Here is a 12345-nt window from a genome sequence, read left to right as displayed (position 1 = left end):
GTTTGCTGCGGCGCACAAGTCGTGGTTTCCATCAAGTCAACCTCATTCCTATTTCTTGTTTCCAGCATCCAGGAGAACCTCATGTTTTCGTTTCAGGAACAAATATCTGCCGCCACCAAAAGCAATCTTGAAGCGCAACTTGCGATGATCAGCGCTCTCACCGGCAAGACTTTCGAAGGCGTGGAGAAGCTTGTCGAACTGACGATGAACACTGCCAAGTCCAGCCTCGCCGACACGACTTCGCACGCCCGACAACTGCTGGCGGTGAAAGATGTGCAGGAAGCGTTCGCCTTCCATGCCGCGCAAGCGCAACCGAGCGCGGAAAAGCTGATGGCCTATGGCCGTAACCTGATGTCGATAGGCTCCGCGCTGCAAACGGAATTCGCAAAAGCGACTGAAGCACAAATTACCGAACATGGACGCAAGCTGAGCGGCTTTGTCGAGGAAATCGGCAAGAATGCCCCGGCCGGTTCGGAAAACGTGGTGGCTTTCCTCAAGCAGACGATTGCCAATGCCAATGCCGGATATGAGCAATTCACCCGCAGCACCAAGCAGGCGGTAGAAGCAGTGGAAGCCAATATCAGCAATGCTGCGGCACAAATGTCGCAAGCCGCCGGCAAGGTTGGCGCGAACGTCAACTCGGTCGTCACCGCCAAAAAATAAACCACCATTCGTCGGCGGCGCCTGCCGCCCGGCGCCGGGAAAGCGCCAGCCGCTTTCCCCCCTTGTCTACCTCTTTTCCCATCATGCTTGTGCGCCGGCATGCGTTATCTATGCTCGCTGCGCACCAGCGCTCTTCGTAACACCCTCCTCGCAAAGAAAGTCACAATCCGGTCATACAGCGCCTCTACACTCGTGCCCATCGAAAACTTATGGTTAAACGATGACGCCAACCTTCGGCATTTCCCCGCGCGTACCCACCGCCACTGCGCCCATTCCCGAAGTTCCTGCGCCCACCGGGTTTTTCTGCACTCACCTTCCCTTGCACCTGACCGCCAGCACCGCCATCGCAAGCCTGCTGGCCGGGACCACGGCCTGCGTGCTTGCCTATGCGAGCGGTATGGATGCAAGCATTTCCATCCTGACTGGAATCGCTGTCTTCGCAGGCGGCGGCCTGCTCTGGCTGGCTGAAAATTTCAGCCTGATGCGGCAGCAGCAATTCATGCACGCAACGATGCAGCACGTCGTTTTCAATGGCGTGCACACTGCGGTGTCCGGCTTGCTGGGGCATCTACCGGCTTCAGTGGGCGCGCAGCAACTTGCCTGCCAATTCGGCACCGCTCCTGCAGCGGCGCGCAATGCAACGATATCGGCAGGCAAGCCAGCGGCATTACCGGAAATATCGCGTCCGGGATTTGCAGTGTTGCTCGGCGCGGTCGCGCTGCCGACTTTCCTCATCTTTCTGCTTTTTTCGCGTGCGCTCGCTTCCGGACGACAGAACAATGCCGCCACTGACGCATTGGCAGAAGCGTCCGATAACGCATGCAAGACGCCGGCAGGCAGCCGCGCCTTACGCACCATTTACGATGTTGCCGTTCCGCTGATCGCAAGCGCGGCACTGGTCGCGGCGCCTGCCTGCGCGCTGCAGGAATTTTCGGGCTCGGAAAATGCCGTCCGGTTCCTCGTTTTCTGCGCAGGCAATCTCGCCGGCGCTTCGCTGCGCGAGATACTGAATCAGAGCACGGCCCGCGCCTGGATCAGCATTCGCCGTGAGGGTACCGGATGTGCCTATGGCCTCAGCAGTGAAATCGAGCTCGAGCGGCCATGGTCGACGCTCGTCCCCACCGCCGGCTCGATTGCGCTCTTCACGGCAAGCAGCGCGATGTTCGTCGCGCTGACCAATGTTTTCCCAGAACTGCAGCTTGTTCCCGCCGGCGCCTCGATCCTGAGCCTGCCCGCAACCGAATTCGCCCGGCGCCTTTGCATGCGGCAGCTTGCGGCAAATGCGCCGGCCGAGATGTTTGAAGCGCTATGGCGCTATCTGCCTCTGGGCGCCTATGCGGCTATCAGAAAAATCCCATTGGAGTATCGCCGAACGCATGGCTGCGGATTGCTGCACAGCCCGCAGCAATGGGCCAGGCATGTAACCGATACCGGTTCGTACAAAAAGGCCGTCGCCTTCGCCTCGCTGCGCATCGGCGACGGCAGTCTGGCGTATGCGCTGAATCTGATGCCGTATTGCCAATGGGCGGCGCCGCTGATGCAGGGAATGACGATGGCACGCACGCCTTTTCTCGCGGCCCATGTGCTGCATCGCCTGGTGCCGGATTGCAAGGACCCGCTCGAAGTGGTGAATGCCATACCGCCCCATGCGCAAGCCGCTGACGCCGCCGTGCAATGTCAGGATGCCCCGGAAAGTGGCTGCGCTACGCAAGACCCACCGTCCCTGAATCACGCGCGCGCATATCAGGCCAGCAGCTTCATCCATACCTATGTCTGAAAGGAAAACCGATGCCGATCAAGGATTTCGCCGAGTTGCGGCTGGCGCTCGCCAGTGTTGTCGCCGGTTCGCCACCGCCCAGGCACCCACAGCCTGATGGCATGGAAAGCCTGGCGCTGGCCATTGCCGGTGTTTCCTTCCTGCTTTGCCATGCGGGCGCAACGCATGCGGACCGCGCCTTTCTGTTCTGCGAATTCGGTCCGCTACCCGAAACACGGCGTGTCGAAGCGCTGGAACGGCTGATGGAAATGAACCTGATTTTCTTTCGCGGCAATTCGCCGGTCTTCGGCCGTGATCCGATCAACGGCAATATCCTGTTCTGCTCGGAAATCCTGTTCGCAAGCGTCTCCGCGGAACTCCTGCTGGAAACCCTGCGCCACATCGCCACGCAGGCGCAGCTGTGGCGGCAGACCTTCTTCCTCGAAGCGCAGGACTAGGAGGCTTCGCAGCAGAAGTATCCGAGCCTCATTCCGCCTGCAGCGCCAGCGGCAGGATCCGCACCAGGCGCGCCATGTCCTGATCGGCAAGCCGCGCCGGCGCGGAACACGCTTGCAACAGCAACTCGCGCGGACGCTGCGCCTGCTGCTGGCGCTGCCCGGAACCTAGTGAGGATTGCAGCACCTGCACCTGCTGCTTCAGCCGTTCCTGCGCCAGTTCGGGGGGACTATCCACGCCGAGCAGAATTTCCAGCGCCAGGATGTCAGCCAGCACTGCGCCGCGCTGCTTTTCCAGCGTTGCGCTCGCGACGGCATCGCCGCTCAGTGCCGCATCGAAGCGGTGTTGCAGCGCATGCCCGAGTGCGTCCGATGCAGCCGGCAGCGCGGCCCAATCCGCACGCATTGCCTCGACACCCTCTTCGGTACGACCCGAAATCAGCGCCTCTTCCGCGCGCCGGCAAAGCGCCAGGCGTTCCAGCAGGACTTTCGCGCTCTGCTCCAGCTTTTGCGTGCGCGCCGCCTCGATGCGCTGCCTGAGCGCGCCAGTCGCATTGGCATAGCGCTCGTCGAGCGCCGATTGCGCTGCGCGCGGCGCAGGGCCGATACCGCGCCAGGCTTCCTCGGTGGCGCGTAGCGTTTGCGCCAGCGTCGACACCGGCGCGTCGATTGCCGCCTCCAGCGCAGCGCACAAGGCGTTCTTGCGCTCCAGGTTTTCCTGCCGTTCGGCGTCGGCAACCTTGGCCGCTTCACGGCGCTCGGCGAACAGCGCGTCGCAGGCGGCACGGAAACGCTGCCACAGCGCCTGCTCATCCGCGCGCGCCAGCGGCAGACTGCGCGCCATGTCCTGCCAACGTTCCTGGATCACGCGCAAGGCATCGATCGAGCGCGGTGAATTCGCGTCCAGCGACTCGACTTCGGCAATCAATTGTTCTCGTCGCTCGATCTCGTGCCGCTGCTGCGCGGCGAGCGGTTCGGTCAATGCGCGCAGCGCCGCTTCGAATTCCACATCGATCGCCTTGCGTTCACGCCTGTCGATCGGACCGATCCGGCGAAAGTTCTGGCTGATGCGATTGCAGAATCCGGCCAGCGCCTTCCAGTCGACATCGACGCCCTCGCCGAGCACGCCCGCCGTCTGCGCCTGCTCCCGCACTTCGGCGACCATGGCGCGCGCGCGCTCCAGGTTTTGGCGTCTTTCTTCGGCAAGCGTTTGGTAGTGCTCGGCCAGCGGCGCATGGGCCGCCGTGCAGGCGGCATCAAAGCGCTGCCAGACTTCCTTTCCCGCCGCGCCGGATGCCGTATCCAATTCCTTCCAGCGGGCGCGCAGGCTGCCCAGCTTTTTCGCCAGCTCGGCAACCGGCATCGGCTGGCCCTGCAGATCTTCGGCAGCCTTTACCAGCTCGTCGCGCGAGACGCTGCCGCCCCAGCGCGCCCAGCCCTGCAGGCGGGCGAGTTCGGCGCGCAGGCGCGATAGCCGTGCCATCTGCGCATCGGTCGGACGTATTGCCTTCAGGTCAAAGCCGCGCAGCGCGCGATCCTGCTCGGCAGCAGCATGCAGCGATCCGTCTTCCAGCGCCGCTTCAAGCGCGCCGAGCGCTTCCTCGAAACCAAGCGCACTTTCGGCATCGGGCTGCGCGCGGCTCTCGGTTCGAGCTGGCGCGGGCTTCGGTGTTTCCTTCGGTTTGTGCGCCGCGCGTACTTGCGCGAGCAGAACGTCAAAACGCGACTGCAAATGCGCAGCATCTTCGGACGAGAGCGCCGGAAGCGCCGCCCATTCGCGGCGCAGATCGGCTTCCGTCAATTGCATCGGATCTGCGGTCGTCGCCTCTTCCCAGCCCTGCAGCGCCGCGTCGCGTGCGGCCTGGGCCTCACGGCGCGCAGCACGCTGCTGCATCGCCGTGCGCAAAGCACTCACGCCATCCTGGAACGCAAGCACCGGATTCTTCGGCAGGCTTGGCGCCTCGCTCGACTGCAGGTGTGCAGCCATGCGCCCCTCTGCCGCAGTGAGTTGTTGTTCCAGCTCTTCATCCGATAGCGGCTCGTGCGCATCCCGCAGCCGTTGTAGCGCGGCGACTTCGTCCAGCACCGCGCGCTGCAGGGCGGCCTGCGCCTGCAGGCGCTGCGCGAGCCTTTCCCGGCTGGCGTCGAAACGCTGGCGTATCGCCTCGGGCACTTCCTTCAGCGCAGCCCAGTCGCGATCGAGTTCGGCGACCTGGTTCACCATCGGTTGCGGCGCGCTGACGAGGCGTTCGGCTTTTTCCGCCGCCGCGATGCCGCGCGCGGTCAGCGCCTCCTGGCGTTGCAGCTGCTCCAGGCGTTGCTGCATCAGCTTGGCCACGCGCCGGTCGACATTGCGCATCGCGTCGCGCACCCGTTCCAGGTGCTCCCTGGCGTACAGATACTGCGCGGCCTTCATGCGCGCATCGGCATGCTCAGATTCCAGAATGAAGGCGACGGCGCGCCCCTCATCGCCCGACAGCGATTCGGCCTGCGCGATGGCGGCATCGCGCGCCTGGCGCTGCAATTCGGCGCGGTCGGGAGTCTGGATTTTTGCGGGCGCGGCGGAAGCGGCGCTCTCCGGTTTCGGAGTGCGCTTGAAGAGGAAACGGAACATGTCGGCGGATGGGCTGGAGTGGCTCTGGGCGGAAAACCGCCATCATAGCAATACCGGCCTGCCCCGGCGCCGCTTGCTGGTGGGCACCGGCACCGCGGGTTCACACCGGCCGATACTCTGCGCTCAAGCGATCGAGGCCGGCAAGCAGCTGCTCCCAGGCCTGGGCAACCTGGCTCGGCTCGCCCTTGACGCCGAGTTCGATATGGCGGCGTGTCTGCGCATCGCCAACGCTGGGCAGGCTGAACACCTTCACCAGCGGGAAGGCGGTTTCCACCGCTTCCATCAGCGGCGTGAGCGTCGATTCCATCGAGCCGTAGACGAACACCGACTTTTCCTGCCAGGCGATCTGGTGGAACAGCTGCGGATATAGCGTATCGAGCACCCATTCCATCATCGGATGCGCCATCACCGGGAAGCCCGGCACGAAATGATGCGCGCCGGTGCCGCTGGCATTGGCAATCGAAAAACCGGGAATCTTGTTGTACGGATTCGGAATGATGTCGGCGCCCTGCGGAAATTCGCCCATCTTCAGGCGGTGCTGGTTTTCCGGCGCATCCAGGCGCGGATCCTGGTTCGATGCGCGGGCCATTTCGACGATGCGCTCTTCGATCAGGGTTTTGGCCTGCGGATGCAGCACCAGCGGCACGCCGAGCGCGACCGCGGCGCACTGGCGGGTATGGTCGTCGGGCGTGGCGCCGATGCCGCCGAAGGAAAACACGATGTCGTCGCTGGCCAGGGTGCGTTTCAGGGTCGCGGTGATGCGCTCCGGATTGTCGCCGAGGTATTCGGCCCAGCCGAGCTGCATGCCGCGCGCGGCAAGGATCTCGATGCCGCGGGCGAAGTGCTTGTCGATCCGCTTACCCGAGAGAATTTCGTCGCCGATGATGATGAGACCGATGGCCATATTCGCTGTCCGATAAATGGTTGAAGAAACCCGAGCTCGGGATTATGCATCAGGCAAGTCGGACGCGTGGCGCAGGCGCGCCAGCGCCGCCAGGCAGTAATGCTGAAACCAGAGCCCGGAAAAAACGAAGACCAGCACGTACAGCCAGATCGATACCGCCGCCAGCAGCGGAAAGAACACCACCGACAGCACGCCGCCCAGCCACAGCAGCGTCGGCGCCGCGCCCAGTGCGCCGGTGGCTACGCCGATGCCCAGCAGTGGCCAGCGTTCCTGGCGCATCAGCTGGCGCCGTTCATCACGACTGGCATGCTCGGACAGCGCGTCATAGGCCATCACCCGGCAAGTGAGCCAACCCCACAGCACCGGCTGCACCAGCAGCGCCAGCGGTGGAAACAGGTACAGCGGCAAGGCGAGCAGCCAGAGCAGCGCGAAGACGACGAAGACGACCAGCGAGGTGGCGATGCTGCCCGCCAGCGAACCGCCGCGCCGGCGCTCGAGGTCCGGATAGTGGCGCGAGGACACATGCCGGGCGATGACGGGCATCGCGCCCAAACCGACGAACAGCAGCGCGGTGAGGATCATCAACGGCAGTAGCAGCCACATCGCCAGGAGCGGTACCAGCACAGTTTTCAGCGCGCCGGCGCCTATCGACGACAAGACAGCCCCGGTCCACTGAAACCATCCGTTCTCGGCGAAATACCTATGCAGCCAGTCGATCAGCGGATTCAAGCCGAAAGCCAGGATGACACCCCACAGCACCAGCGATGCGAAAAAAGGCAGAAAGGTCAGCAGCAGCATGCGCGGGCGCAATTGCGACAGGACTGCCCTGCCGAGCGCAGTCAGGACGGAATGCATAGGCGTGATGGCGGCGGAGGAATGGAGCCGACATTCTACCCGGGGCGCAGACCGTGGCCGATGGAACGTTTATGCGCGTCAATTGTCACAAGGAATGTTCTTGATGACCTTCATCGATACTGTCTTTTCGCAATCATGATGTCTTCCCTCCTCCCTTCCTTACATCACTGGATGCGCCGACGTCTGCGCGCGCTGCTGCTCGTCGCCCTGTGCGTGCCGCTTGGCTTTGCCGGCTGCAGCACGCTCGCCCACAAGGAGCGCGAACTGGTGTTCAATGTCGCGCCCGGCACGGCCAGCTGGTATTACGGCATGCCGCAAGGCATGGTCGAAAAGCGTCTGCCGATCGCCACCGCCACGGGCGTGCAGCATGTGGACTCCTGGTGGTGGCCGGCGGATGATCCCAAGGCGCCGGCGGTGCTGTACCTGCACGGCGCACGCTGGAATCTGACCGGCCAGCTGTTCCGCATACAGCAATTGCATGACTTCGGCTTTTCGGTTCTGGCCATTGATTACCGCGGCTTCGGCAAGAGCGATGGCGACCTGCCTTCCGAACGCACGGTGTATGAAGATGCGCGCGTGGCCTGGCAGCGCCTGACTGAGCTGCAGCCGGATCCAGCACGCCGCTTCATCTACGGCCATTCGCTCGGCGGCGCCATCGCGATCGATCTGGCGTCGCAGTTCGGCACGCATGCGGGCGAACGCGCGCCGGCACGCGGGCTGATCGTGGAATCCTCGTTCACCAACCTGGCCGAAATCGCCAAGTCGCTGAGCACGCCCTGGCTGCCGCTGCAGCTGATCCTGTCGCAGAAGTTCGATTCGATCGACAAGATCGCGAAGGTCGATCTTCCTGTGCTGATCGTGCACGGCACCGGCGACCGCTATGTGCCTTCGCGCTTTTCCGAGGAGCTGTTCCAGGCGGCACATGGTCCCAAGAAGCTATTGCTGGTGCCCGGAGCCAGCCACAACAACAGCATGCATGTTGCCGAAGAGGAATTCCGGCAGGCGTTCACCAAGCTGTTTGGTATCGCACCGAATCCGGCATGAATGGACTGACAACTGTACTTGGGGTGAGCGTGCGTTGAAAGGCCAACTGTTACAATCACCGACCATTTACCCTACGCAAAGGAAAATCATGTCGACTGTGATGACGGCTTCCGGACTGCAATACGAGGACGTTCAGGTAGGAACCGGCCCCGAGGCCAGCCCGGGTCAGTATGTGACGGTGCATTACACCGGCTGGCTGCAGAATCCGGACGGCAGCGCTGGCCGCAAATTCGATTCGAGCAAGGATCGCAATGATCCCTTCCAGTTTCCGCTCGGCGCCGGTCATGTGATCAAGGGCTGGGACCAGGGTGTGGCCGGCATGAAGGTCGGCGGCGTGCGCAAGCTGATCATTCCGGCCGCGCTCGGCTATGGCGCCCGCGGCGCCGGCGGCGTGATTCCGCCGAATGCAACGCTGATCTTCGAAGTCGAGCTGCTGGGCGTCTGATGCCGCGCCTCTTTTGCCTTCTTGCCGCCAGCCTCGTACTGCTATGCGGCTGCAGCGTGGTGTCCACGACTGCGAGCGTGGCCAGTTCGGCGGTGTCGGTTGCCGGCACCGTGGTCAATGTCGGCATTACTGCAGGCAGTGCCGCGGTCAGTGCGGCAGGTAGCGTGGCCGACGCGGTGTTCTGATCCGCGTTCCGTTTTCCAGCCAAGCGCTCAAATCCTTGTTGTTGCACTGGCATGGCGGCCGCCATGCCAGGCTCCACGGCTAAGCGGTAAAGATTTCCCGCATCTTCCGGCTCAGCTTCTCTTCGATCATCGACGCGAAAGCGCTCATCATCCCGCCCAGTTCGAGTTCCAGTCGCGCTTCGCCGTCCAGGAGCGCCAGCGTGCCCTGTGCGCCGGTCTGCCGGAATCGCAGCATGTCGCCCTCCCAAGCGTAGCTCGCCCCGAATTCGCTCGCCATGCGCTCGGCCATCGCCTGCGCCGCTGCGCGCGCCCGGTCTAGCGTCAGCGCATGCGGCTGATGGATACGGATCTCTGCCATGCTCAGGCGCCTCCGGTGACAGCCGGATTGACCACGTTCGGCGGCACGCCGCCGGTCAATGCCGCAATCAGATTGTCTGCCGCGCACTCGGCCATCGCGCGCCGGGTTGCCAGCGACGCGCTGGCGATGTGCGGCGTGAGCACGACGTTGGACAGCGACAGGAATTCCGGATTGAAGGCCGGCTCGTTTTCGAACACGTCGATGCCGGCGCCGGCAATGCGGCGCTCGCGCAGCGCGGCGATCAGCGCCGCATCGTCGACGATGCCGCCGCGCGCGACATTGACCAGAATCGCCGACGGCTTCATCAGCGCCAGCTCGGCCGGGCCGATCATGTGGTGCAGCGCCGGGCTGTACGGCACGACCAGGATCACATGATCAGCCGTGCGCAATAGTTCTTCCTTGCTGACGTAGCGCGCATTGTTGGCGCGCGCCTCGAGCTCGGGCGCGAGGCGGCTGCGGTTGTGGTAGATCACCTGCATGTCGAAGCCGATCGAGCGGCGCGCAATTTCCTGGCCGATGCGCCCCATGCCGATGATGCCCAGCGTGGCGCCGTGGATGTCGGCGCCGACCAGGTCGTCATACCGCCATTTCTTCCATTGCCCCGCGCGCAGCCATTGCTCGGCTTCTGTGACACGTCGTGCGGCGGCCATCATCAGCGTGAAGCCGAAATCGGCGGTAGTCTTGTTCAGCACTTCCGGTGTATTGGTGACGACCACGCCGGCGGCGGTGGCGGCGTCGACATCGATGTTGTTGTAGCCGACGGCCATGTTGCACACCGCCTTGAGCTGCGGGCAGGCGGCGAGCAATTGCGGCGTGATGCGCTCGCTCAGGCTGGAGAACAGGCCGTCCTTGCCCTTGAGGCGCGCGGCGAGTTCTTCGGGGCTGAAGATATCGTCGTTCGGATTGTCTTCGACATCGAAATGCTGTCGCAGACGCTCAAGGGTTTCGGGAAAGATGGCGCGCGCGACGAGTATGCGAGGCTTCATGCGGGAATCCTTGTCAGCGGAAGAAAATGAAAGTCATCAGGAGAAAAAGCGGTACCAGCACCGCGCCGGACCACAGCATGTAACCGAAGAAGGACGGCATCTTGATGCCGCGTTCTTCGGCGATGGCTTTGACCATCATGTTCGGCGCATTGCCGATGTAGCTGTTGGCGCCCATGAACACAGCGCCACAGGAAATCGCCGCCAGCGTCGAGGCCAGCGTGGTCATCAGCGTTTTCGCGTCGCCGCCGGCGGTGTTGAAGAACACCAGGTAGGTCGGCGCATTGTCCAGGAACGAGGACAACAGGCCGCTGGCCCAGAAGTACATCGCGTCGATCGGCCGCCCGGCGGGGTCGGTCACGGCCCGAATCACCGCGGCAAAGGCGCCGGACTCGCCGGCGCGCAGCATCGCGATGGCCGGAATCATCGTGATGAAGATCGCAGCGAAAAGCTTTGCCACTTCGATCACCGGCGCCCAGGAAAACGCATTGCCCGCCCGTGCGGCAGCCGGCGTCAATGCCAGCGAGAGCAGGATGATCGCGATCAGGCCGACATCGCGCACCAGGCCGGGAAGCTCGAGCTCCACGCCCAGCACGCTCCAGGCAATGCCGGGCTTCCACAATCCGCTCAACAGGACGAGCCCGACAACGCCGGCGAGCAGCAGGAAATTCAGCTTGCCGGTGACGCTGACCGGCGAATCCGGGGTCGGATCCTCTGCGAGGATTTCCTCGCGGCGGTGGTAATAGAAGGAATCAACGAGATAGAACAGCGCCAGCAGCGACAGGCACAGGAACAGCGTCTCCGGGAAGATATGTCGCAGTGTCCAGAAGAAATCGACGCCCTGCAGAAAGCCGAGGAAGAGCGGCGGATCGCCAAGCGGCGTGAGCGCGCCGCCGGCATTGGCCACGAGGAAGATGAAGAACACCATGATGTGCGCGCCATGGCGACGGTTGTCGTTGGCGCGAATCACGGGCCTGACCATCAGCATCGCTGCGCCGGTCGTGCCCATCACGCTGGCCAGTAGCGTGCCGAGTGCGAGCAGCCCTGTATTGCGCGCCGGCGTGCCATGCAGATTGCCGCCGATGAAGATGCCACCCGCGACGACGAACAGGGTCGTGATCAGGATGATGAAAGGCAGGTATTCCTCCAGCAAGGCATGCGCCGCGGTGAGCAGCGCGACTTGCGGTCCGAACAGCAGCGCCGCCGGAATCAGGAAAGCGGCTGCCCAGAATGCAGCGATCTTGCCGTAGTGCCGATGCCAGACACCTGGCGTGACCAACGGACACAGCGCAATCGAGAGCAGCAGTCCGGCAAAGGGCAGTCCCCATGAGACACCGAGCGCGCTGCCATCCAGCCCTTGGGCCCATGCGCAGCAGGGAATGAGCATAAGCAGCGTGCCGAGAATTTTTCCCTGCAATGATGTCTCCCTGTTATCGAAAGCGCCGTATTCTACCGCGCCGAGAAAAGGCGAAAGTTGCATTCTTGATCAATCATCGATCAATCAGCGAGCTCATGACGGTATTGGCCCGGTTTGTGTGGAAACCTGATATGCCATAAAATAAACGTCTTTTTTCGGGCGGCACCGGCGTTTTCGCGGCACATCTCCCGCCACGCGTTTCCAGCATTGCCCTGCTTTATTCAAGATAGGACTGTTATGACCCATGTTGTGACCGAATCCTGCATCCGCTGCAAATACACGGATTGCGTGGATGTATGCCCGGTGGATTGCTTTCGCGCAGGCCCGAATTTCCTCGTGATCGACCCGGATGAATGCATCGATTGCGCGGTGTGCGTTCCGGAATGCCCGGTCAATGCCATCTACGCGGAAGAGGATGTCCCGGCCGACCAGCAGCAGTTCATCAAGATCAACGCCGACCTCTCGCCGAAGTGGCAATCGATCACCAAGAGCGGCGCCGCACTGCCGGAAGCCGAAGAATTCAAGGACGTCAAGGACAAGCTGCAATACCTGGTCCGCTGACCCGCCGCTTCTCCTTTCCCTGCCAAAGCCGATAACGGTGCGCCTCTAAGGCGCTTTCCGTATCGGCTTTGTCTTTTCCGCATTGCCTTTACGGCCCTCTGCCTT

Annotated in this window: 13 protein-coding genes; 7 read left to right on the top strand and 6 right to left on the bottom strand. The window is 63.1% G+C overall.

Annotated features, from left to right (window positions below; genetic code table 11):
- Positions 1-81 precede the first annotated feature (81 nt).
- The 3 genes from JJB74_RS20290 (at position 82) to JJB74_RS20280 (ending at position 2877) form a co-directional block, all read left to right on the top strand.
- Complete coding sequence (locus tag JJB74_RS20290; RefSeq protein ID WP_200595019.1) at positions 82-663, top strand: phasin family protein; 582 nt, start codon at positions 82-84, stop codon at positions 661-663.
- A 220-nt stretch (positions 664-883) separates the two neighbouring features.
- Positions 884-2440 (top strand): hypothetical protein, encoded by a 1557-nt coding sequence (locus JJB74_RS20285; RefSeq protein ID WP_200594896.1) that lies wholly within the window; start codon positions 884-886, stop codon positions 2438-2440.
- An 11-nt stretch (positions 2441-2451) separates the two neighbouring features.
- Complete coding sequence (locus JJB74_RS20280; protein WP_200594894.1) at positions 2452-2877, top strand: CesT family type III secretion system chaperone; 426 nt, start codon at positions 2452-2454, stop codon at positions 2875-2877.
- A 28-nt stretch (positions 2878-2905) separates the two neighbouring features.
- Here the strand turns inward: JJB74_RS20280 and JJB74_RS20275 are convergent, their stop codons facing one another.
- The 3 genes from JJB74_RS20275 to JJB74_RS20265 all read right to left on the bottom strand — a co-directional run bounded on the left by JJB74_RS20275 (position 2906) and on the right by JJB74_RS20265 (position 7247).
- Positions 2906-5488 (bottom strand): DUF349 domain-containing protein, encoded by a 2583-nt coding sequence (locus tag JJB74_RS20275; protein WP_200594892.1) that lies wholly within the window; start codon positions 5486-5488, stop codon positions 2906-2908.
- A gap of 100 nt (positions 5489-5588) precedes the next feature.
- Positions 5589-6392, bottom strand: coding sequence for a competence/damage-inducible protein A (locus tag JJB74_RS20270; RefSeq protein WP_200594890.1), 804 nt, complete (start codon positions 6390-6392; stop codon positions 5589-5591).
- A gap of 42 nt (positions 6393-6434) precedes the next feature.
- Positions 6435-7247, bottom strand: coding sequence for an EI24 domain-containing protein (locus JJB74_RS20265; protein WP_200594889.1), 813 nt, complete (start codon positions 7245-7247; stop codon positions 6435-6437).
- Between the two features lie 135 nt (positions 7248-7382).
- On the opposite strand from JJB74_RS20265, the gene JJB74_RS20260 reads away from it, so the two are divergent.
- The 3 genes from JJB74_RS20260 (at position 7383) to JJB74_RS20250 (ending at position 8921) form a co-directional block, all read left to right on the top strand.
- Positions 7383-8291 carry an alpha/beta hydrolase gene (locus JJB74_RS20260; protein WP_234484396.1) on the top strand — a complete coding sequence of 303 codons (909 nt, stop codon included), beginning with the start codon at positions 7383-7385 and terminating at the stop codon, positions 8289-8291.
- 88 nt (positions 8292-8379) lie between these two features.
- Positions 8380-8736, top strand: coding sequence for an FKBP-type peptidyl-prolyl cis-trans isomerase (locus tag JJB74_RS20255; protein WP_200594887.1), 357 nt, complete (start codon positions 8380-8382; stop codon positions 8734-8736).
- Positions 8736-8921 (top strand): hypothetical protein, encoded by a 186-nt coding sequence (locus JJB74_RS20250; protein ID WP_200594885.1) that lies wholly within the window; start codon positions 8736-8738, stop codon positions 8919-8921. Before JJB74_RS20255 ends, JJB74_RS20250 begins: the two co-directional genes overlap by 1 nt.
- A gap of 79 nt (positions 8922-9000) precedes the next feature.
- Here the strand turns inward: JJB74_RS20250 and JJB74_RS20245 are convergent, their stop codons facing one another.
- The 3 genes from JJB74_RS20245 to JJB74_RS20235 are packed head-to-tail and all read right to left on the bottom strand — an operon-like array spanning position 9001 to position 11649.
- Complete coding sequence (locus JJB74_RS20245) at positions 9001-9279, bottom strand: polyhydroxyalkanoic acid system family protein (protein ID WP_200594884.1); 279 nt, start codon at positions 9277-9279, stop codon at positions 9001-9003.
- 2 nt (positions 9280-9281) lie between these two features.
- Positions 9282-10265, bottom strand: a complete 984-nt coding sequence (locus JJB74_RS20240) for a 2-hydroxyacid dehydrogenase (RefSeq protein ID WP_200594882.1) — start codon at positions 10263-10265, stop codon at positions 9282-9284.
- A 13-nt stretch (positions 10266-10278) separates the two neighbouring features.
- A complete protein-coding gene (locus JJB74_RS20235) occupies positions 10279-11649 on the bottom strand; it encodes a sodium:proton antiporter (RefSeq protein ID WP_200595016.1) in 1371 nt (456 codons plus the stop codon).
- 267 nt (positions 11650-11916) lie between these two features.
- Here JJB74_RS20235 and fdxA point away from each other — a divergent pair, with 267 nt between their 5' ends.
- Complete coding sequence (gene fdxA / locus JJB74_RS20230; protein ID WP_200594880.1) at positions 11917-12240, top strand: ferredoxin FdxA; 324 nt, start codon at positions 11917-11919, stop codon at positions 12238-12240.
- The last annotated feature ends 105 nt before the right edge of the window (positions 12241-12345 follow it).

This window comes from Noviherbaspirillum pedocola (genome assembly GCF_016632335.1).
Lineage (GTDB): Bacteria > Pseudomonadota > Gammaproteobacteria > Burkholderiales > Burkholderiaceae_D > Noviherbaspirillum_A > Noviherbaspirillum_A pedocola.
The sequence above is the reverse complement of the archived record's forward strand: the minus strand, read 5'-3'. Positions and strand labels throughout refer to the sequence as shown.

Excerpts from the sequence above, each read along its gene's own strand:
- JJB74_RS20265 (WP_200594889.1), bottom strand. The coding sequence starts at position 7,247 with ATGCATTCCGTCCTGACTGCGCTCGGCAGGGCAGTCCTGTCGCAATTG.
- JJB74_RS20290 (WP_200595019.1), top strand. The coding sequence starts at position 82 with ATGTTTTCGTTTCAGGAACAAATATCTGCCGCCACCAAAAGCAATCTT.
- JJB74_RS20245 (WP_200594884.1), bottom strand. The coding sequence starts at position 9,279 with ATGGCAGAGATCCGTATCCATCAGCCGCATGCGCTGACGCTAGACCGG.
- JJB74_RS20280 (WP_200594894.1), top strand. The coding sequence starts at position 2,452 with ATGCCGATCAAGGATTTCGCCGAGTTGCGGCTGGCGCTCGCCAGTGTT.
- JJB74_RS20275 (WP_200594892.1), bottom strand. The coding sequence starts at position 5,488 with ATGTTCCGTTTCCTCTTCAAGCGCACTCCGAAACCGGAGAGCGCCGCT.
- JJB74_RS20285 (WP_200594896.1), top strand. The coding sequence starts at position 884 with ATGACGCCAACCTTCGGCATTTCCCCGCGCGTACCCACCGCCACTGCG.
- fdxA (WP_200594880.1), top strand. The coding sequence starts at position 11,917 with ATGACCCATGTTGTGACCGAATCCTGCATCCGCTGCAAATACACGGAT.
- JJB74_RS20240 (WP_200594882.1), bottom strand. The coding sequence starts at position 10,265 with ATGAAGCCTCGCATACTCGTCGCGCGCGCCATCTTTCCCGAAACCCTT.
- JJB74_RS20250 (WP_200594885.1), top strand. The coding sequence starts at position 8,736 with ATGCCGCGCCTCTTTTGCCTTCTTGCCGCCAGCCTCGTACTGCTATGC.
- JJB74_RS20260 (WP_234484396.1), top strand. The coding sequence starts at position 7,383 with ATGATGTCTTCCCTCCTCCCTTCCTTACATCACTGGATGCGCCGACGT.
- JJB74_RS20235 (WP_200595016.1), bottom strand. The coding sequence starts at position 11,649 with ATGCTCATTCCCTGCTGCGCATGGGCCCAAGGGCTGGATGGCAGCGCG.
- JJB74_RS20270 (WP_200594890.1), bottom strand. The coding sequence starts at position 6,392 with ATGGCCATCGGTCTCATCATCATCGGCGACGAAATTCTCTCGGGTAAG.
- JJB74_RS20255 (WP_200594887.1), top strand. The coding sequence starts at position 8,380 with ATGTCGACTGTGATGACGGCTTCCGGACTGCAATACGAGGACGTTCAG.